Origin of the sequence: Mesorhizobium sp. WSM3859, from assembly GCF_002295065.1 — a bacterium.
Classification (GTDB): domain Bacteria; phylum Pseudomonadota; class Alphaproteobacteria; order Rhizobiales; family Rhizobiaceae; genus Mesorhizobium.
Genome location: NZ_NSGG01000016.1, coordinates 74,970 through 94,014 on the forward strand (window position 1 = coordinate 74,970; position 19,045 = coordinate 94,014).

Below are 19,045 nucleotides of genomic sequence, written 5' to 3' on the forward strand. Positions count from 1 at the left end.
TCATGGAAGGAAAACCAACCCATGCGCCAAGCATCGCCCCGCTTTGCACTCGATCATATGGCGACACCCGGACTTGACGTTGGGGCACTTTTCGCTTTTGCCCGCGACCAGGGGCTGACCGACGTCCAGATCCGCTGCCAGCCGCGCAACAATACGATTGCACTCGGCATCCCGGCGGCAGACGTCCGCTCTGCCGCCGCCGAAACAGGCGTTGGGATTATTTCCGTCAATGCCTTGCAGCGCTTCAATGAGTGGACACCAGCCCGCAAGGCCGAGGCGAGCAAACTCGCCGATTATGCGGCGGCCTGCGGAGCCCAGATGCTCATGCTGGTGCCGGTCAACGACGGCTCCTGGCCCGCCAATGGCGAGCACCGGGGCGATCTCCGCACCGCCTTGAAGGCGCTCAAGCCGATCCTCCAGTCGCGCGGCCTGATCGGTCTCATCGAGCCGCTGGGCTTCCAAACCTGCTCGCTTCGATCGAAGAACGAAGCGGCTAAGGCCATCGCCGCTATTGATGGCCAATCGGTCTTCCGGCTCGTGCACGACACGTTCCACCACACGCTCGCCGGGGAGACGTTCTTCTCCTGCGAGCTGACCGGTCTTGTGCACATTTCAAGAGTGAACGATCCAATCCACTGGATTTACCCGGATCGCGTCCTGGCCGGTTCCGACAATGGCAGCCAGACCCGGGCGCTGCTTGATGGCGGTTATGGGGGTCCCTTCTCATTCGCACCGTTTGTCGATGCAGCCCACCCGCTCGACGACTTCGCAGGCGCACTTGCCGCAAGCATCGATCTAGTCCGAGACGGGCTATTGACGCGACTGGCGGCCTGAGACGCGGGAGTGAATTTGGGGGTGCCTGCGGCGCCCTTTGGCGTCCGGCGGAGAAGTCATTCGAGACGCCTCCTGTAACAACACCTCTCGCATCCAGATGCTTGCCGGATCGCTGTTGTGAGGGGCGGGCCATTGGACGGCCTCAGTGAATGCGGGAAGCGGCAGCGGAAGTTCGACGATCCGCAGGGGCAAGGTTTTTTCGAAATATTTGACCAGCCGGAAGGGCATGCTCGCTATACGAGCTGTGCCTGAGACCATCGGCGGGATCATGCTGAAGGCCTGTACTACGATCTCGACACGTCTCTTGAGACCATGCTCAAGCAAAAACCGTTCCTCCATGGATGGCGTCAGCGCATGGCCGAACTTGACCGCAACGTGCCTCATGGACATGTAGCTCTCGAAGGTAAGCTGCCCTGGAAGCTGCTTGTTCGTGGGGCAGCCCACGCACACGAGTGTCTCGTCGAACAGCGCCCCTCTTGGATGCGCGCTCGACATGAACAATTCCGGACAAATCAGGAAATCGACGTCGCCGCGCCGGAGAAGCTCATCCGGATCGTCGTCGAGCGGCAGCAATTCGAAGCTGACGGCGGGTGCTTCGCGTGCAACACGCTCCACGACCTTTTCAAAAAACACGAGTGTGACGAAATCGGAAAGAACGATCCTGAAGCGGCGATCGGATTGAGCCGGGTTAAACGGATCCCAAGAAATAATCGAGGATTGGATTTTCAGGAGTGCGCCGCGAACTGCGGGGGCGAGTGTTTCCGCACGCTGTGTTAGAACACGTTCGCGTCCGCTCATCGTAAACAGTTCATCGTTGAAAAAATCGCGCAGCCGGGCGACGGCCGCGCTCATGGCCGGCTGACTAAGGTTGATGCTGTTTGCCGCCGCCGTGAGGTTGCGCTCGGTCAGCAGTGCGTCGAGCACGACGAGGAGGTTCAGATCAAGGCCCTTGAAGCGCATGGCTTTCAATTATCCATAGCGTGGATGCTCGCGATCTAAACAATCGATTTTACCAAACTTCCAGGGCGCTGCATAGATGACCGCACCTGAGATGCACCCGATCACGCCACTGCACAGCGTAGCGGCTCACTTGGACCCTCACGATCGGCGAGGTTGATTTCTTGGTAGGCGAACTCGGATTGTACAACGGTGCATCCGGATCTTGAGAGACTCGGAATGAACCATTCTATCCGCGTCATGCGTCTGGTACCGCAGCAGCCTGACATTCCATTCGCTTTCGGCGCGGTTCGGCACGCGCCGTGGAACCACCTTGAGAGGTTCTGCACAGACGGCCTGGCGGCCATAGTGCCGCGCGTTCGCGTCTTCGCACATGATCGCGACCGCCACTGCGATCGAGGTAGCGATCAGGCACTGAGATTTTGTCGCTCGCTTGCAGCCAGTCGCCCCACAATACCCTGCCCGATCCCCGTCACTTTCGATCCTTTGGGCCGAAACTGGCGCGCTCGCCGTGCCCGCAAACGGCAAGTAGCAACTGCGATAGATAGGCTGGCATCTGATGCTTGATGACCTAACAGTCGGAGCGAAGGCACGCGGCTCGCGCCCAGCAGGAACAAACAACCGAGACCCAAGCTTTGATTTCGCCAAAGGTATACTCATTACTTTGGTGATAATTGGGCATTTATTACAATACTGCATTTATCGAGGCACTGACGCCTTCTGGCTGTCCCCGTATTTCAAGTCGATATACATATTTCATATGCCTCTCTTTATGGCGATAAGCGGCTATCTCTCTTCTGGGGCAATTTTGCGAAAACCGTTCATTCAAGGGGTCGGCAATCGAGCAACCCAGTTACTGCTGCCAATGCTTTTTTGGTGTGTGTTGATTTGGACGCTAAAGTCCACCGTGATGGTTCCGGCGAAGAGTTTAACTGATGGATTCTTGGATCTGTTGAACGAGGTCATTGGAACATACTGGTTCATATGGGCAGCGTTTATTTCGTTCATCTTGGTTAAGTTTTTTACAACTTTCAATCGTCTATCGATGTGGATCATAGGCGCATCTGCAATTGCGATCGCAATCGCCCCCATCACATCATCGATAATCCCGTCGTTAAGATACACATACCCATTTTATTGTTTGGGGTTCTTCTTTGCCCAAACGAGTGGATGGAAGGAAAGGTTCATCTGGACGCATAAACCAGTTTTTTTGTTTTTACTCTCCGTTACCGCTTTCATATGCTTCCTATGGTGGGATAAGCAGACCTACGCCTTCAACAATCACGTGTTAATCAATGATGAACGGTCAGCTAAACAAGTATTTCTGATGTTCGCCGGCTCGGCAGCGGCTTCTGCTGTGGCAGTGCAGTTTATGTTGCAATGCTGGAGAATTGTCCATTCGACCAGAATAGCTCGCTTTGTCGCGGTCGAGCTTGGTCAGAGCACGCTGCTGCTTTATCTGGTTCAGGGTGCCGTGTTTCGCCTCACGGATTTCATACAGTTTGGAGAAGTCTGGAATCTCACGACCAGAATCGCGTTCGCAAGTATTCTTGGAGTGGCCATTGTCGTCACAGCGATGGCAATTCGCAAGATTGCGCGCGACCTTGGATATGTGTCGCAGATCGTTGTCGGGGCGCCGCCACGCCCAAGTCTGCTCAAACCTCAATCTGTAATCAATTAGCCACGTGAAAAATTCGTTTCATCGCTCCGGACCTATCCGATCAACTGTTGTGCACACCGGCCATTCGCTCATCTGCCGCGCAATCGGCATAAACACGACGAGCACGACCTCCACACGCGTGGGCGGCAGGTCGGATACAACACCTCTGAGTTGGACCGTACGCGAACGCACACAATGGTCGCGATGACAAGCAACCACGTTACGGACGGATGAGGCATGCGTTTCAAAGGCCTTGATCTGAACCTTCTCGTCGTGCTCGACGCACTGCTGACCGAGCGCAACCTCACGGCGGCGGCAAACAGCATCAACCTGAGTCAGCCGGCCATGAGCGCGGCCGTCGGCCGGCTACGCCATTATTTCAATGATGAACTGTTTACGATGAGCGGCCGCGAACGTGTTCTAACCCCGCGTGCGGAAACACTCGCTCCCGCAGTTCGCGGCGCACTCCTGCACATCCAGTGCTCGATTATTTCTTGGGAGCCGTTTAAGCCGGCTCAATCCAATCGCCGCTTCCGGATCATGGTTTCGGATTTCGTCACACTTGTGTTTTTTGAAAAGGTCGTGGAGCGTGTTGCACGCGAAGCACCCGCCGTCAGCTTCGAATTGCTGCCGCTCGACGACGATCCGGACGATCTTCTCCGGCGCGGTGACGTTGATTTTCTGATCCTTCCGGAATTGTTCATGTCGAGCGCCCATCCAAGAGCGGCGCTGTTCGACGAGACATTCGTGTGCGTCGGCTGCCCCACGAACAAGCAATTGCCAGGGCAGCTTACATTTGAGAGATACGTGACGATGAAGCACATTGCGTTCAGGCTCGGCCGTGCGCAGATGCCATCCATCGAGGAACGGTTTTTGCTTGAGCATGGTCTCAAGAGGCGTGTCGAGATCATCGTTCAGGCCTTCAGCATGATCCCGCCGATGGTGTCAGGCACATCTCGTATAGCGACCATGCCGCTCCGGCTGGTTCAGCGTTTCAAAAACACTTTCCCCCTGCGGATCATCGAACTTCCGCGGCCACTACCCACGTTCACCGAGGCCGTCCAATGGCCCACACTTCACAACAGCGATCCGGCAAGCACCTGGATGCGGCAGATAATGTTGCAGGAGGCGTCCCGCATGTGAAGTCGCGGGCGCTCCCTGGTCCAGGTCTGGATTTTACTCAGCGCCTCGTACGGATGCAAACGGCGCGCAAAAAATTGGCCTGGCTCAAATTGGATGATTTGCCATGACGGTGGTGCTGATTTCCAACGCTGTCCCCGGGTGCTTCCCGAAGGTCAGGCGGCCGATTGAGATCACGCCGCTCGCGGAGACGAAGCCTGCAACCGCCAAAGATCGTGCGCAGGATCGGACCGCGCGGCCGATGTGGTTGCATCTTTCCCCGCGCTTCACTGACGGCCTCTTTCAAGCGGTCCAGGCATCGCGCTTCGGGCCGAGTAAGAACACCGTCAGGGCAGCAAGGAACGAGGCTACGGCGCTGTAGGCAAAAACACTGGCCACGCCGGCATTGTCCACGAGTAGTCCGCCCAAAACCGCGCCGGCTGCGATGGCCACTTGGAACGTTGCGGCCATCAGCCCACCGGCGTTTTCGGCATGCTCGGGAGCGGCGCGCAGCACCATCCATGTCTGCAGTCCCACCGGCACCGCGCCGAAGGCAAAGCCCCATACGCTGACCGCAATCACCGCGGCCCACGCCGATGCTCCCAGCGTCAGCAGCGAGACAGCGGCAAGCGCTATGATCAGGGGCGGCAGGGCCGCGACTGCCCTGAGGCTGTGCTCGGCCAGGACTCCGCCGGCCAAATTGCCGAAGAAGCCGCCGATGCCAAAGACGAGCAACACGAGCGAGATTGTCGCGATATTGAGCGCGGGAACATCCTCGAGGAAGGCGCGGATATAGGTGAAGCCGGCGAAGTGCCCGGATGCGGCAAGCAGGACGACCAAAATCGCGACTTTGATCGTCGGGTTCCTGGCCACATCCAGCAGGCGGCGAAAGCTGGCCGGTCCAATCGGAGGCAGCCTCGGAAGGGCCACGAGTTGCACTACCAGTGTAATGGCGGCTACGACCGCAGCGATCATGAAGGCGGTTCGCCATCCCCAGATGTCGCCGACGTAGGCGCCGATTGGAGCCGCGCAGACGGTAGCGACGGTAACGCCGGTGAGGATGATCGACATGGCGCGCTGCAGGAGGTGACTTGGAACGAGCCGCATCGCCAGCGCTGCTGAAATCGACCAGAAGCCTCCGATCGCTATTCCGAGCACGACGCGGGCGGTCAGAAGAACCGGCAGCGACCCCGCGACCGCCGACAGAACGTTCGACAGGATCAGCAGCAGCGTCATCGCCCACATGACGATCCTGCGGTCCAGGCGATTTGTGATGATGGCCATCGTCGGCGCCGCGATGGCACCGACGATTGCAGTCGCTGTCAGCGCCTGTCCAGCGGCACCCTCGGTGATACCGAGATCATGCGCGAGCGGCGTCAGCACGCTGGCAGGCAGAAACTCTGCCGTCACAAGCCCGAAGGTGCCTAAGGCAAGCGAGATGACCGCACCCCAGGGGGGACCCGACCGTTGATTTGGCTGTTCTGGGTCATGCAGAACTCCGTCCATGAAGCCTGTCGCGGATTCGGTCATGAACCGGGTCTCCAGTTTCGATGCGCTGCAACATCGGGGAGGCTGCGCTGACCCGCACGAACGCCAAAAGCGCCTTCCCCTGCGGCGTTTGCACCAAGGAGGGGAAGGGATCGCTTCGCGATATGTTGTGACGTTGCGGCGCGCGAAATCGATGGCCCTTTGCTTGAGCCGGACGATGTCACCGGCGGACAGCACGTCATCTGGCAATTCTCCGGCGGCGTTTGTCGACTTGATCCGATGGCCGACGCTTCGGCGCAGTGCGCGTCGCCACCTTGGGAGGAGGCGATCGCGACGGCGAAAAAATACTCCAGTTCGAACACGCCGCGCGGGATCAGCATGTATTTGCTCGACGCCACCCGGCTTGCCGTCGACTGGTGTACCTTGATCGCGTCGGCGACAGTCCTGAGACTGAGAGGCCGCAGTTGGTCGACGCCGTGTTCCAAAACGGCATCCTGCTGGCGCAGGCGGGTAAACGACAATTGGGCGAGCGCCACGCCTTGTTCCGTCAGTCTCGAACCAGCGGTGCGCAAAGCAGCTACCGAGCAACGCTGGAGGAAACGTTCGGCGCAGATGTGCACAGGTCTCCTTGGGCGCTCGCGTTTTGCCATGGTTCTGTTTGTAGCTTTCTACGTGCTTTGATGGGCTCTAACCGATGACAGCAAGCGCCATACCATTCAGTTGCAGGCACCGAACCGGACTATCTTTTGCCGAAGCCCTGTTGGCTTGAGCAGGGCCGCCGTGCCTTGACCGACACCGATAGCGCCGCACAATCGCTTGGTCACCCGAACTGACCAAAAGTGCTGTATGTCCGGGATAATCGGCACTTGCGTCCCGGCTCGGAAGACGAAAACCTTTCCGGCCGCGCCGAGCCCGATGCGTTGCCGCACTCCGGCGGGCCCTGCATCGACCGCGTAAGGCTTTGTCTCTAGCGGGCAATTGCGTGCGCAGGCCGGCGATCTGGGAGGATGCGGCCGTCGCACCTCTACCATCGCGTTGTTGCTGCTCCCCCCTATCGAGGAGGGTCTTTGACGCCTCCAGCCCATCAGCACCGCGCGCCGGTCTGCACGTGGTGAGGATCGAGTTCGGCTGGGCGTCACGATGTTTGCAGGGATGAGTTTCCTTGATTTGCTCGCCCTTGCGCGCCTATCCGGAAACGTTGTTGTGTCCGAAGACGGACAAGAATGTCGCAAGAGCGATCAAAGATCGCCACGGCCGGCTGCCCGTACGAGGGCAATTGCTGAAAGGCATACGATCCGGCAATCGGCACGCAACTTGCTCCGACAATTTTGTCAGTGGAGACGTCAGCAGTGCTTCATGGAACTCAGCGGTGATTGGCCAACGATTGGGCGGCGTGGTTATCGATCCTGACGCGAAATACAGTGAGGAGAGCCTTGATGCCCTATCCTTCGACGCCGCGGGCATGTGACGCCGGCTGCGCCGCCTGATGCTGCTGCATGTACGCGCCAAACTAGGCGCGATCGTCCCTGTACACCCAGCCAGCCTTATTGACGACGCAGCGGCGACTAACCTGTCTTAGTCAACAGCAACCCATTGCACCAAACGTGGTCCACGCATCCCCACTCACATGCTGCCGCAGCATCCGGAAAGAACCCACGTCCGTTAAGGTTGGCACTCGTGTTGCAGAGCAGCGGAATGCCAGTGAGTTGTTCATATTCGACCAGGAGCTCTGCAATTGGGTGATCAGATTTTCTAGAAACTGTCTGTAACCGTGCAGTCCCGTCGAGATGAACGACGGCCGGGATTTTCTCTTTCCACTCCGAACGAGTTCGGTGATCGAACAGCATGTAAGGATCCGGCGTGCCAGGTTCGAATATCTCAGGCGCACGATCCTCCAAGCATATTGGCGCCACCGGCCGGAAGTGCTCTCGACGTTTTAATTTGTTAAGGTGGTCCTTCATTTGCGGCGAAGTCGCGGCCGCCAGGATACTTCTGCCTCCCAACGCACGCGGACCAAGCTCTGCACGGCCAGCGAGGAAAACGACAGGCTTGCCGCCGGCGAGCACGCTGGCAAGTTCTGCCAAGCTGCATGGAGCAGCCTGCCATCCCGGCGGCACGGGGCCATGCTTCATGTTTGGCCCGCTGTAGACTGACCAATCGAGGTAAACGAGGCCTTTGTCGGCAGCCAGCGCGCAGCAAGCGGCGCCGATCGCCGACCCGCTGTCGTTGGGAAACGGAGGCACCCAGACTGTATCGAACAAACCGCTCGCGCGAAGTGCACTGTTCCATTTGATATTCAGCCCGCATCCGCCGGCGATGCACAGGTTTCGCGTTCCGGCAACCGAGAGCCCACGCAGCGCGTTTGTCATCTCACGAACGAGGAGGCGCTCGAGAAAGGCATGAAACGAAGCAAGTATGTCCTCGGGTGTTTCGGCGACTAGCCGTAACTCGCTTTCATCGAAGAAATCATGCACGGCCGTGAGTAACGCGTCTTCGGAGCGGCTGTTGTTTCTATATTCAATAGCAAGCTTCGTGTCACCGGCGAAATGTTGGTCGTAAAGCTCCCCAAATACTGTCACGATCTTTTCGTTGACAGATCCGAGCGCGATATAGGCCATCAGCTTGCCGGCGATATCCAGATTCCAGCCGGTCCTCGTTTCCTGCCTGTAAGGACCGAAGTGTTGGCCCGCGGCGGCATAGGCATGACCCATCATCGGAAATAGGCATTCGATAAACCGCACTCCGCTTCGTTCCACGTAGTAAAGCCGCGGGAAGATGAAGCCGTCCCATACCAGGCAAAGGGCAGGTTCTTTGGCTTTAGCGAATGGGCTGGTGCAGTACGCGGAAGCTACGTGGCCAAGGACATGCGGATAACTTTCATAAGAAAATACCCCGCCGCCCAGCACGAGGCCTGAGCCGTGACAAGCTGTCAGGGGACTTTTAGGATCCCGCTCCACATATGGTGCCCCGTTAAGAGTGACCGGTGTGCCCTCACTAACAACCTGGAATTGCGACTCGATCTCACCGTCCCAGCCATCGATGACGAACCGGTCAACATCGCGCGGATCCAGGCCATGTTCCGCTAAGGCGGCAACAATCGTTTCAAGGCGATCAATGGATTGATATCGTGGATTATTGTCGAGTTTCTCCTGCTCGATGCAAAAGACCAATCGGCCGTCCTCGACGACAGCGATTGCCCCGTCGTGCGTTAGCTTGATACCGCAAATTCGCATAATAGATCCATGTCAAAGTTAGCTGTGGAACAACTTAGAAACAACCGAGGAAAACGTGAGCTGGAAAGCACGGGACATAGGCTTTCAGGCAATGCGCTATGCAGTATGAGGACCTATCGGTAAACTTGATTGTTTGGATATAGTGCATCCATGGCGTGGATAGGCGTGCCATGTCCACGGGCGACTAGCCCGCTTGATGCACGACGATGAGCGACAGCATGCCGCCGTCGAAACGCGCGACTACGACTTGCTGCGAACAGTCGGACGGCAATTTGATCCTGCTTCGGTTTGAAATTCGCTACCAACGCAACAGGTTGGCTGAATCCGGTTGATGGTCACAGCCGTTGACGTACCCGGCTTCTTCATGCCGCTCGATGTCAGGGCCGCGAGCCTCGAGGGGTTTCGCCCGCTTCCACCTCAGCGGCCCCCAGACATCGGCCGAAGCCGTGCCGGTCCACCCACCAGGTTCCGCAAGCGACGGGGTGACCGTTTCGCCATCCCCTGCCATTTTGTCGCAATTGCTTAAGGTGGGGCCTCCTTCTCGGCCTCCAGTCCCGTCATGCTGCTTTCACCGACAGGCAGCATAACCCGAGAGCATCGACCAGACGATCCTCGCATTCTTGTTGCGCGTTCCGGTCTTTCTTGTTTGTCTTGACGTATGGCGTCGGCTGATCAGCCGCAGCTGGTGGCCAAGCTCAGTGAGAATGCGAGCCCAATAGCGCGCTCCATTCGAAGCCTCCATGCCGACCAGACACGCGGGCAAATTGGCGAAGAGGCGGCCCATCGCATCGCGACGCAGCCTCTTTCGCACAACGACATTCCCGTGGTTATTTGAGGCCATACCTCACCAAATCCAGAATCTCCGAACGACCTGCATGGCATCCTCCTTCATCGGTTGACGTTCGAGATTCCAGACACCGCGGTTCCTCGCGGTTATCTCCGCGGCTTTCTTATTGTAGCTTAGGGGGAGTCAAGCAGACGCTTTCCACCGCCATCTGGAAAACCAGAAAATCCAGTTCATTTACCGGCCATGTGGGCAATTGCGCGCAATAGTGATTGCAGTGACGCTCACGGCTTGCTTACAGATCTCGGCTCACGCATGAACATTGCCCGCGCGGCGAACGGCCGGGAGCGGCTGGCCAACTCGCGCCGCACTCCTCAACCACCCCGCTTCGCCACTCGCCGACAGTCCGCAAGTCCCAGAAACCCGCCAAGGGCGTCGAATTCGCAGCGGTCGACTTGACGCCATCGGCACTGCTGAGCGCCCGCGCGCCTGAAGGCGCGCGCCCGGTGCTCGTGAACCGAGCCCGCTTTTTCTTCGGCAAGCTCAGGCGGTCTCGGCCCTGCGGCTTCGCCCCCTGGCGCGGGGCAGCCTGTCGGCTGCTGACGGTCGCCGGCCTATGGGCCGGCGTCGTTTCTTGTATTGGCCTTCCCCGGTGGCGCGCGGTGGGCGGCACTCCCTTCTAGGCCCGCCGCGGCGTCCCGCAACCCTTCGCTTCGCTTCGGGTCCTCCTCTTCGTTCCGGTCCTTCGGATGCGCTCCGCCTTGGACGTCGGGCCTTTCCGGTCGCTTTCGCCGCCCACCCCGCTTCCGGGGAGGGCGCGGGATTGAAGAGCGGAGGACCAGACGATGGGTGGAAAATACAAGCGTTCCGGTAGCCGAGAGGCTGGCGCGGGCAGGGGCGGGCGCACGGGCGCCAGCCTTTATCAGGAAATCACAGATCGCATCATCGCCGAGCTGGAGCGCGGCACCGTGCCATGGGTCAAGCCATGGGGCAGCGCGAAGGCCGGCCTCGGCATGCCCAGCAACGCGGCCACCGGTCGCCGCTATTGCGGCATCAACATCCTGATCCTTTGGGGCGCTGTCTTCGAGCGCGGGTATGCCAGCCAGAACTGGCTGACCTTCCGGCAGGCGCTTGCCCTTGGCGGCAACGTCAGGAAGGGCGAACACGGCACAACAATAGTGCATGCTGACCGGTTCGTCCCAAAGAGCGAAATGGAACGCGCCAGGGCCGACGGCGATGAGCCGCACGCCGTGCCCTTTCTGAAGCGCTTCACCGTCTTCAATGTCGCGCAATGCGATGACCTGCCGGAACATCTCTATGCCGCCGCAGAACCGCTGCCCGAGCGTCACATCATCCCGCAGGCCGAGGCGCTGATTCACGACTGCGGCGCGGATTTCAGGATTGGCGGCGATCGCGCTTTTTACATGCCGGGCAGCGACTTCATTCAGGTGCCGCCGCAGCCCGCTTTCTTTCACCAGATCGACTATTACCGCACCTGTTTCCACGAGCTTGGCCACTGGACCGGCCATCCAACCCGGCTTGCGCGCGACCTTTCCGGCTCCTTCGGCTCGAAGGCCTATGCGCGCGAGGAACTGGTCGCCGAAATCTGCGCAGCCTTCGTCTGCAGCTCTCTCGCCATCGAGCCGACCGTGCGCCATGCCGACTACGTCGGCTCATGGCTGAGCGTGCTGCGCCAGGACAACCGCGCCATTTTCCGCGCCGCCAGCCAAGCCTCGAAAGCCGCCGATTTGCTGCTTGGCCTCAACGCCGACGACGAAGGTAAGCCGCATGACGAGATCGCCGCATGAGCGCGCTCGATTCGCCATGCGTGACCGGCTTGCGCTTCTGACGGCGCGCCGAGCGCGCGCTCGGCGCAGAAGCCGCTCGCATCCGCCTGTTTCAAAAAAGCCGCTCTCAATCAACCCGAACCGTTTTGAAGGAATTCCGCAATGATCCTGATCACCGACGACCTTTGCGCCCGTCTCCTCGCCAATGGCGCTTCCGACACCGAAGCCGATCATTTCCCGGTCGTAAAACTGTTCGATCCGACCGGTCCCGCGACCTGGCTCTTGAGCGAACTCGATGCGGACGGCGACACGCTGTTCGGCCTTTGCGATCTCGGCTTCGGCTTTCCTGAACTCGGCAGCGTCAGCCTTGCCGAACTGCAAAGCGTCAAGGGCCGGCTTGGCCTCGGCATCGAGCGCGACCTCTTTTTTCAGGCGCGGTTCCCGCTCTCCGTCTACGCCGAGGCCGCACGCCACGCTCGTCACATCACCGAGGACGAGCGGCTGCTGCGGCAGGCAGCAGATGCGCTTGCAGACCCCCATTCCGAGCTTCCGCCTGACACGGCGGAACAGACGCGCCGCTAGGCGCGAAAACCGTCCCGCCGCGCCGGCCTTGCGGCCTTTGCGGCGGGAGAACCTCAAACCAAACCGAAGGAGACAAATCATGCAGCTCGCTCATATTCCGCTAGATCGGCTTAACATTTCCGCCCTCAACATGCGCCACGGCAAACGCGCGCCGGATATCTCCGATATCCTGCCGTCCGTGCGTGCGCGCGGCGTTCTCGTGCCGCTTCTGGTGCGGCCCAACGGGACGCCGGAAAGCTTCGAAATCGTCGCCGGACGGCGACGCTATTTCGCCGCCAAGTCGCTCGCCGACGAGCGCGGCGAGAGCGACGCCTTGCCCTGCGCCATCATGGAGGATGGCGACGACGCCGATGCGCTCGAGGCCTCGCTCATCGAAAACATTGCACGCCTCGACCCCGACGAAGTCTCGCAATGGGAAACCTTCTCCCGGCTGATCCGGGAAGGCCGCACCCTTGCCGACATCGCCGCCACCTTCGGCATCACCGAGCTTCAGGTGAAACGCAGTCTGGCGCTCGGCGAGCTTCTGCCCAAGATCCGCGACGCCTACCGCCGCGAGGAGATCGACGCCGAGACGGCGCGCTATCTCACCATGGCTTCGAAAGCGCAGCAGAAGGACTGGCTGGCGCTTTATGCCGATCCCGAGCAATACGCCCCGCGCGGCTACCAGCTGAAACAATGGCTGTTCGGCGGCCAGTCGATTTCCACCAAGGTGGCGCTGTTCGCCATCGAGGACTATCCCGGCCTCATCGTCTCCGACCTGTTCGGCGAGGACAGCTATTTTGCCGATGCCGACCTGTTCTGGCTCAAGCAGAACGAGGCGATCGCGGCCAAGCGGGACGCCTATATCGAGGCCGGATGGAGCGAAGTGACGGTGCTCGAACCGGGGCAGTATTTCCACTCATGGGATCACGAGAAAACGCCAAAGAAGAAGGGCGGCAAGGTCGTCATCACCGTCTCGCATCGCGGCGAGGTCGAGTGTCACGAGGGCTGGCTGTCGCGCAAGGAAGCGCGCCGCGCCCGCGCCGATGCCGAGGGCGGCGAGCAGGACGAACAGGTCGTCAAGCCGTCGCGGCCTGAACTCACCGGCCCGATGCAGAACTATGTCGATCTGCATCGCCACGGTGCCGTGCGCACCGCCTTGCTCGATCATCCCGCCATTGCAATGCGCCTCATGGTGGCGCATGCGATTTCCGGTTCAAGCCTGTGGCAGGTGCGCCGCGAGCCGCAGCGCGCGGCGAACGAGACGGTCGCCGCCAGCCTCGCCGCCTGCAAGGCCGAAGCCGCCTTCGCCGAAAAGCGGCGCGAAATTTTGGCGCTGATTGGGCAAGCGGACGACGATGGCCCGCTCACCGGCGGCCACGGCGACGGCTGTGCTTTCGCCAGCGTCTTTGCCCGCTTGCTGGCGCTCTCCGATGACGATGTCTTGCGCGTTCTCAGCCTTGTCATGGCCGAGACGCTCGAGGCCGGCAGCGCCGTCATTGAGGCGCTTGGGCATAATCTGAACGTCGACATGGCTGCTTTCTGGCAAGTGGACGAGGCGTTCTTCGAGCTACTGCGCGACAAGGAAGTCGCCAATGCCATGCTCGCCGACATCGGCGGCAAGCCTGTCGCCGACGGCAATGTTTCGGAGAAGGTCAAGACGCAAAAGAAGATCATCCGCGACTTCCTTGCCGGCGAGAACGGCCGCGAGAAGGTGGAAAGCTGGCTGCCGCGCTGGATGAAATTCCCCGCCGAAAGCTACACAGCCCGCGGCGGCTTCCGCACCGCCGATCAGTGGGCCAAGGTCCGGCACCTGTTCGTGTCGGAGTGACCGGCCAAGCCTCAAGCGGCGGCATTTCGAAAGCCGCCGCTTGGGGCACCTCTCGGGCAGAACCGGTTGCACTTTCGCGATTTTTGAAGCGCGCACTGCACGCGGTGGTCCGACGCAAATCGATGCCCTTCGCCAGCCCTGTGCGACGCCGGAATGCTCGCCGAGGCGCCACGCGGTTAGGCACGTCGTCGCTGGCTGCGGTGTCTGAACCCGTGCCAAGCCCGGCACCCGCCATGTTGCTTGGGGATCGGTCAGCCGATCGCGCGATCTGTCTCCCAAGCGTCTTTCAGCACCATTTCCCTGCGGTTGGCTTGTCGACCTATGGGCGGTTCCGGCCCGCCCGAAACCCTCGGCCAGCAGCTTTTTTCCCCGCCGCCTGCGGCGGCTCCTCGCGCCCGCTTCGCTCCAAAAAAGCCGCCCGCTCGGGTCCTGCGCTGCCGCTGCGGCCCTGTCGGATTCAGGCGGGCCGGACGCGCCCATCACGGTCCGCCATCGCAGGGGAATGGTCCCCGGCGACAGCAAAACAGGAGACTAACATGACTGCGATCGGATACGTCACCAAGCAGGAAAACGGCGGCTACAAGGGCCAGCTCAAGACGCTCAGCCTCCGCGCCGACATCGACATCGTGCCCAACCAGGGCAAGACCGCCGACAATCATCCAGACTTCCGGGTGCTGACGCAAGGCGTCGAAGTTGGCGCCGGCTGGATCCGCATCGGCGAGGCTTCCGGCAAAGACTATGTGAGCCTGTCGATCGCCGCCCCGGAGTTTGGTCCGCGCAAGCTCTACGCCAATCTCGGCCGTGCCGCCGGCCAGGACGATGACGACACCTACGCCATCATCTGGAACCCCGCCGACTAAAACGGCGGAGCTCCGAGCCCCGCGCCGCGACCGGCGCGGGGCTCATCTGACAAGAGCGGCGAAAACTCGCCCCCGACTCTTCGCCCGTCCCCGCAGCGACCTCGCTCGCCCATCCTCTCCGTCGCTTCTCCTTAAGCGACACGAGGACAATCATGGACGACGAAAACGAACGCGCCGCCCGCGCAAAGAAGGGCAGCCCGTTTCTCAATACCGCGCAAGCAGCCTTCTATATCGGCCTCTCCCAACGCACGCTCGAAAAGATGCGGCTCAAGGGCGGCGGCCCGAAATTCCGCAAGCACGGCCGCTATGTCCGCTATCACATCGACGAGCTCGACGAGTGGTCGAAAGGCCATCCGCACTACGGCGCTCCCGAAGCCGGTTCCACGCCGGCCGACGATGGAGGCCGCTCATGAGCCGGCGTCCATTTCTGCGCATGATCGGCTCCGGCCTGCGCCGCGTTCGCGCCCGGAAGGCTATCTCCATTGCCACGATTGGCCTGAGCCTTTCGGTCTTCACGGCACTCGCAACACCCACGCCATGGCTGGTCTGGAACGCCTCGGCCAGCGCGCCGATCGGCCTCTATCGAATCGCTGCGGGCACGCCGGCGCGTGGCGATCTGGTGCTCGTCCGCCCGCCTGACTACGTGGCCTATCTGGCGGCCCAACGCGGCTATCTGCCCCGCAATGTGGCGCTGGTGAAGCGCCTTGCAGCGGTCCCGACCGAGCATGTCTGCGCCTTCCATGACGCCATCATCATCGGCGGCGACATCGTGGCGCGCCGGCTCAAGATCGACGCCCAAGGCCGACCGTTGCCATGGTGGAAAGGCTGCCGGGCACTCACCAAGGACGAGGTGTTCCTGCTCGGCAGCGAGACCAATCGCTCCTTCGACAGCCGCTATTTCGGGCCGGTGCAGGCCGCCAATGTCATCGGGAGGCTCGTGCCGCTATGGACCGAGTGACCCTCCTGATGTTGGGCATGATCGCCACCGCGCCATGCGCCTGTTCCGCCTCGACCGGCGCCGAGCCGGTCGCCATCTCCCAAAGTCCGCAGCTTCGAAACTGGCAGCAGTTCGTAGCGGAAGCGAGCCGGCGTTTCCGTGTTCCGCAGGCCTGGATCTACGCCGTCATGGATGCCGAAAGCGGCGGCAACACTATGCGCGACGGCCGCCCCATCACCTCTCGCGCCGGCGCCATTGGCCTCATGCAGCTGATGCCCGCCACCTATGCGGAGATGCGCGTGGCCCATGGTCTCGGCCCAAATCCGCACGATCCGCGCGACAATATTCTCGCCGGCACCGCCTATCTGCGAGCCATGTATGACCGCTTCGGATTCCCCGGCCTGTTCGCCGCCTACAACGCGGGCCCGGAGCGCTACGAACGGCATTTGAAGCACGGCAAGCCATTGCCGAAAGAGACCGTCGATTACCTCGATCAGCTCAGGGCGGCCGGGGTTTCGGCCACCGACATGATACAATTCAAGGGCAAATCTGTCGCTCCGGCGAGGCGAAAGGCACCCTCGGGCCACTCGCTGTTCTTCCTCCACGATGGTTTTCGCGCCGGCGCGCGAAACCGCGATCTGCTCGTGCCGCTTCGCAAGGATGACATGCCGCCGAAGGAGCCGGATGGCTAGGAGTTTGGAGGCGGTGCGCGCGCGACAAGGGCAGGGCGCGTAAGGCAAGATAAAGGCACCGCCTCCATGAGGCGGTCAAGTGTCTGTCTGCACATCGTTTCTCCCGGAGGCTCCCTCCAGCGCCTGGAGGGTATGTCACGCAAGTCTTTGATTTGGCTGGAAATCCGCAAGAGGCTCCGATGCAGGATGATGAATTCAGGCCAAGGCTCGGCAAAATCGGATCGCGCGGCTCGAAGGCAGGCAAGCGGTTTGCCGGTCAGCTCCGCGCCGCGATCAACCGCGCCGGCGGCAAGGCCACGCGTGGTGGCCGCTTCACCGGGAGCCGCATTGGGCGCGGCGGCGCCGCTGCCGCGGTCCTCAGATCGCGCGATCGCCATGCGGCTTTTCGGTCGCGGCGTGTCGTCGTTAAGGCGCGCCTCGTCAAGCTGGCCGGCAAGGGTGTCGACGGAGCGCGTGCGCACCTGCGCTATCTCCAGCGCGATGGCGTCACTCGGCAAGGTGAGCCCGGCGAGCTCTACGGTGCCGACAGTGACCGCGTCGATGGCAAGGCGTTCATCGATCGTGCCGGCGGTGACAGGCACCAGTTCCGCTTCATCGTCGCAGCCGAAGACGGCATCGAGTATGAGGATCTCAAGCCGCTGACCCGGCGCTTGATGGCGCAGATGGAAGAGGACCTCGGCACGAAGCTCGACTGGGTCGCCGTAGATCATTTCAACACCGGCCATCCGCACACGCACATCATGGTCCGAGGCAAGGATGATCGCGGCGAGAATCTCGTGATCGCGCGCGACTACATCTCCTCTGGTTTGCGAGAGCGCGCGGCCGAACTGGTGAGCCTGGACCTTGGGCCACGCACCGATCGCGAGATCGAGCAACGCTTGCGCCAGGAGATGGAGCAGGAACGCTTCACCAGCATCGACCGGCAGCTGCAACGAATGCGCGACGACGATGGGTTTGTCTCGGCAGATGCCCGCGACGTGTTTCGCCAGACACTGCATCGGGGTAGGCTGCGCAAGCTTGAGCGGATGGGTCTTGCAGCGGAGGTCGTCCCGGGCCGGTGGCGCCTGGACGATGAACTCGAAGCAACGCTGCGTCGCTTGGCCGACCGCGGCGATATCATCAAGACCATGCATCGCGAACTGACTAGCAAGGGAATCGCGCGCAGTGCCGCCGATTGTGTGGTCTACGATGCAGAACAGAATACCGAGCCTGTTGTCGGCCGCGTTGTTGCTCGCGGGCTGAGCGACGAGATCATTGACAGGCACTATCTCATCGTCGACGGTGTCGACGGCAAAACCCTTTACATAGACATCGGCAAAGGCGAGGCGACGGAGCCCACGCCGGAGGGCTGCATCGTTCGTGTCACGCCGCGGAGCACGGAGCCCAGACAAGTTGACCGTACGATCGCTGACATCGCGGCGGCGAATGACGGGCGCTATAACGTCGATATTCATCTGCGGCACGATGCGTCCGCGACCGAACGCTTCGCCGAAACGCATGTCCGAAGGCTGGAGGCGATCCGGCGAGCCGGCGGCGACTTGGAGCGCCAGCCGGATGGCACCTGGACAATCGCACCGGATCATCTCAATCGGGTCACAGACTACGAGCGTCAGCGGGCGAGGACGGAGCCTGTCGTTGTCGAGAAGCTCTCGTCAGTACCGACGGAAAAGCAGGTCGATTTCGACGGCGCCACCTGGCTGGACCGAGAATTGGTTTCCAATGAACCGGCAGCCTTGCGCGACTCCGGCTTTGGCCGCGAGGTGCGGGAGGCGCAGGCTCGCCGGAGGCAATGGCTGATTGCCCAGGGTTTGGCGCATGAAGAGCAGGGCCGGATAGTCTGTCGCGCCAACATGATTTCCGTCTTGCGCCAGCGCGAGCTAAACCGCGTTGCCGGTCAGCTTTCGAGCGAGCTCGGGCTCTCCTATTTCGAAGCAAAGCCTGGGGATCGGCTGGAAGGAAAGATGGTCCGGTCAGTCGAACTCGCCAGCGGGAAATACGCCGTCATTGAAAAGTCGCGTGAGTTCACTCTCGTGCCGTGGCGGCCAGTGCTTGACCGACATGTCGGAAAGGAGATCTCCGGGATCATGAGCGGGGAGGGGATATCATGGACCATCGGCCGGCAAAGGAGCGGGCCGAGTGTTTCGTGACCTGATTGCATGAGGCGCCGCCGGCGTTGGTCCAAGAGGTCGCAGTCGCTGACAATAGTTAGCCGCATAATTTACCTAGATTAGAGCCTATGGTGGTAAACGACTGATAATATTGCCTTATCAGTCGTTTGTTGTTCGACAAGCTGTGCGTTTTG

At 60.9% G+C, this 19,045-nt stretch carries 18 protein-coding genes and 1 pseudogene; 13 read left to right on the top strand and 6 right to left on the bottom strand.

All coding sequences use genetic code 11. The annotated features are described in order from the left end of the window. Positions 1-21: 21 nt before the first annotated feature. Positions 22-834, top strand: a complete 813-nt coding sequence (locus tag CK230_RS26925; RefSeq protein WP_245330165.1) for a TIM barrel protein — start codon at positions 22-24, stop codon at positions 832-834. On the opposite strand, the gene CK230_RS26930 is transcribed toward CK230_RS26925, so the two are convergent. Continuing rightward, a complete protein-coding gene (locus tag CK230_RS26930) occupies positions 811-1,794 on the bottom strand; it encodes a LysR family transcriptional regulator (RefSeq protein WP_095795952.1) in 984 nt (327 codons plus the stop codon). The two genes, CK230_RS26925 and CK230_RS26930, sit on opposite strands and share 24 nt — an antisense overlap. Positions 1,795-2,031: 237 nt before the next feature. Between CK230_RS26930 and CK230_RS26935 the strand changes: the two genes are divergently transcribed. Together CK230_RS26935 and nolL are read left to right on the top strand one after the other, a co-directional pair. Continuing rightward, positions 2,032-2,358 carry a hypothetical protein gene (locus tag CK230_RS26935; protein ID WP_245330170.1) on the top strand — a complete coding sequence of 109 codons (327 nt, stop codon included), beginning with the start codon at positions 2,032-2,034 and terminating at the stop codon, positions 2,356-2,358. Next, entirely contained in the window at positions 2,351-3,472 is a 1,122-nt protein-coding gene (gene nolL / locus CK230_RS26940) for a nodulation factor fucose acetyltransferase NolL (protein WP_095795950.1), read from the top strand. The genes CK230_RS26935 and nolL overlap by 8 nt, the downstream gene beginning before the upstream one ends. 18 nt (positions 3,473-3,490) lie before the next feature. Here the strand turns inward: nolL and CK230_RS33780 are convergent, their stop codons facing one another. After that, the gene (locus tag CK230_RS33780) at positions 3,491-3,670 is read right to left on the bottom strand and encodes a hypothetical protein (protein WP_348629172.1); all 180 of its coding nucleotides are present in this window, start codon (positions 3,668-3,670) and stop codon (positions 3,491-3,493) included. Between the two features lie 18 nt (positions 3,671-3,688). On the opposite strand from CK230_RS33780, the gene CK230_RS26950 reads away from it, so the two are divergent. Further along, positions 3,689-4,594 carry a LysR family transcriptional regulator gene (locus CK230_RS26950; protein ID WP_095795948.1) on the top strand — a complete coding sequence of 302 codons (906 nt, stop codon included), beginning with the start codon at positions 3,689-3,691 and terminating at the stop codon, positions 4,592-4,594. Between the two features lie 279 nt (positions 4,595-4,873). On the opposite strand, the gene CK230_RS26955 is transcribed toward CK230_RS26950, so the two are convergent. Further along, positions 4,874-6,100 (bottom strand): MFS transporter, encoded by a 1,227-nt coding sequence (locus CK230_RS26955; protein ID WP_095796000.1) that lies wholly within the window; start codon positions 6,098-6,100, stop codon positions 4,874-4,876. Continuing rightward, positions 6,097-6,594, bottom strand: a complete 498-nt coding sequence (locus CK230_RS26960; protein ID WP_245330164.1) for a hypothetical protein — start codon at positions 6,592-6,594, stop codon at positions 6,097-6,099. The genes CK230_RS26955 and CK230_RS26960 overlap by 4 nt, the downstream gene beginning before the upstream one ends. A gap of 641 nt (positions 6,595-7,235) precedes the next feature. On the opposite strand from CK230_RS26960, the gene CK230_RS32760 reads away from it, so the two are divergent. Further along, on the top strand, positions 7,236-7,526 hold the full coding sequence (locus CK230_RS32760) for a hypothetical protein (RefSeq protein ID WP_141246110.1): 291 nt from the start codon (positions 7,236-7,238) through the stop codon (positions 7,524-7,526). Between the two features lie 97 nt (positions 7,527-7,623). Here CK230_RS32760 and nodU read toward each other — a convergent pair whose 3' ends face one another. Both nodU and CK230_RS33785 read right to left on the bottom strand, forming a co-directional pair. Next, positions 7,624-9,291, bottom strand: a complete 1,668-nt coding sequence (gene nodU / locus CK230_RS26965; RefSeq protein ID WP_095795947.1) for a nodulation protein NodU — start codon at positions 9,289-9,291, stop codon at positions 7,624-7,626. 670 nt (positions 9,292-9,961) lie between these two features. Further along, positions 9,962-10,063: pseudogene (locus CK230_RS33785) on the bottom strand (IS110 family transposase); the annotation flags it as partial. Positions 10,064-10,920: 857 nt separating this feature from the next. On the opposite strand from CK230_RS33785, the gene CK230_RS26980 reads away from it, so the two are divergent. The 8 genes from CK230_RS26980 to rlxS all read left to right on the top strand — a co-directional run bounded on the left by CK230_RS26980 (position 10,921) and on the right by rlxS (position 18,890). Continuing rightward, entirely contained in the window at positions 10,921-11,883 is a 963-nt protein-coding gene (locus CK230_RS26980) for a zincin-like metallopeptidase domain-containing protein (RefSeq protein ID WP_095795945.1), read from the top strand. Positions 11,884-12,024: 141 nt separating this feature from the next. Then, positions 12,025-12,444, top strand: a complete 420-nt coding sequence (locus CK230_RS26985; RefSeq protein ID WP_095819952.1) for a DUF2958 domain-containing protein — start codon at positions 12,025-12,027, stop codon at positions 12,442-12,444. A 79-nt stretch (positions 12,445-12,523) separates the two neighbouring features. After that, complete coding sequence (locus tag CK230_RS26990) at positions 12,524-14,254, top strand: ParB/RepB/Spo0J family partition protein (protein ID WP_095795943.1); 1,731 nt, start codon at positions 12,524-12,526, stop codon at positions 14,252-14,254. A gap of 536 nt (positions 14,255-14,790) precedes the next feature. After that, the gene (locus CK230_RS26995) at positions 14,791-15,114 is read left to right on the top strand and encodes a DUF736 domain-containing protein (RefSeq protein WP_095795942.1); all 324 of its coding nucleotides are present in this window, start codon (positions 14,791-14,793) and stop codon (positions 15,112-15,114) included. A gap of 152 nt (positions 15,115-15,266) precedes the next feature. Beyond that, positions 15,267-15,527 (top strand): helix-turn-helix domain-containing protein, encoded by a 261-nt coding sequence (locus CK230_RS27000; protein WP_066995517.1) that lies wholly within the window; start codon positions 15,267-15,269, stop codon positions 15,525-15,527. Continuing rightward, positions 15,524-16,072 carry a S26 family signal peptidase gene (locus tag CK230_RS27005; protein WP_095795941.1) on the top strand — a complete coding sequence of 183 codons (549 nt, stop codon included), beginning with the start codon at positions 15,524-15,526 and terminating at the stop codon, positions 16,070-16,072. The genes CK230_RS27000 and CK230_RS27005 overlap by 4 nt, the downstream gene beginning before the upstream one ends. After that, positions 16,060-16,743 carry a lytic transglycosylase domain-containing protein gene (locus CK230_RS27010; RefSeq protein WP_095795940.1) on the top strand — a complete coding sequence of 228 codons (684 nt, stop codon included), beginning with the start codon at positions 16,060-16,062 and terminating at the stop codon, positions 16,741-16,743. The genes CK230_RS27005 and CK230_RS27010 overlap by 13 nt, the downstream gene beginning before the upstream one ends. A gap of 179 nt (positions 16,744-16,922) precedes the next feature. After that, positions 16,923-18,890, top strand: coding sequence for a relaxase/mobilization nuclease RlxS (gene rlxS / locus CK230_RS27015; RefSeq protein ID WP_095795939.1), 1,968 nt, complete (start codon positions 16,923-16,925; stop codon positions 18,888-18,890). Positions 18,891-19,045 lie beyond the last annotated feature (155 nt).

Coding starts and splice junctions, on each gene's coding strand:
- CK230_RS27010 (WP_095795940.1), top strand. CDS start 16,060: ATGGACCGAGTGACCCTCCTGATGTTGGGCATGATCGCCACCGCGCCA.
- nolL (WP_095795950.1), top strand. CDS start 2,351: ATGCTTGATGACCTAACAGTCGGAGCGAAGGCACGCGGCTCGCGCCCA.
- rlxS (WP_095795939.1), top strand. CDS start 16,923: ATGCAGGATGATGAATTCAGGCCAAGGCTCGGCAAAATCGGATCGCGC.
- CK230_RS26985 (WP_095819952.1), top strand. CDS start 12,025: ATGATCCTGATCACCGACGACCTTTGCGCCCGTCTCCTCGCCAATGGC.
- CK230_RS27005 (WP_095795941.1), top strand. CDS start 15,524: ATGAGCCGGCGTCCATTTCTGCGCATGATCGGCTCCGGCCTGCGCCGC.
- CK230_RS27000 (WP_066995517.1), top strand. CDS start 15,267: ATGGACGACGAAAACGAACGCGCCGCCCGCGCAAAGAAGGGCAGCCCG.
- nodU (WP_095795947.1), bottom strand. CDS start 9,291: ATGCGAATTTGCGGTATCAAGCTAACGCACGACGGGGCAATCGCTGTC.
- CK230_RS26930 (WP_095795952.1), bottom strand. CDS start 1,794: ATGCGCTTCAAGGGCCTTGATCTGAACCTCCTCGTCGTGCTCGACGCA.
- CK230_RS26980 (WP_095795945.1), top strand. CDS start 10,921: ATGGGTGGAAAATACAAGCGTTCCGGTAGCCGAGAGGCTGGCGCGGGC.
- CK230_RS26950 (WP_095795948.1), top strand. CDS start 3,689: ATGCGTTTCAAAGGCCTTGATCTGAACCTTCTCGTCGTGCTCGACGCA.
- CK230_RS26990 (WP_095795943.1), top strand. CDS start 12,524: ATGCAGCTCGCTCATATTCCGCTAGATCGGCTTAACATTTCCGCCCTC.
- CK230_RS26995 (WP_095795942.1), top strand. CDS start 14,791: ATGACTGCGATCGGATACGTCACCAAGCAGGAAAACGGCGGCTACAAG.
- CK230_RS26925 (WP_245330165.1), top strand. CDS start 22: ATGCGCCAAGCATCGCCCCGCTTTGCACTCGATCATATGGCGACACCC.
- CK230_RS26955 (WP_095796000.1), bottom strand. CDS start 6,100: ATGACCGAATCCGCGACAGGCTTCATGGACGGAGTTCTGCATGACCCA.
- CK230_RS26935 (WP_245330170.1), top strand. CDS start 2,032: ATGCGTCTGGTACCGCAGCAGCCTGACATTCCATTCGCTTTCGGCGCG.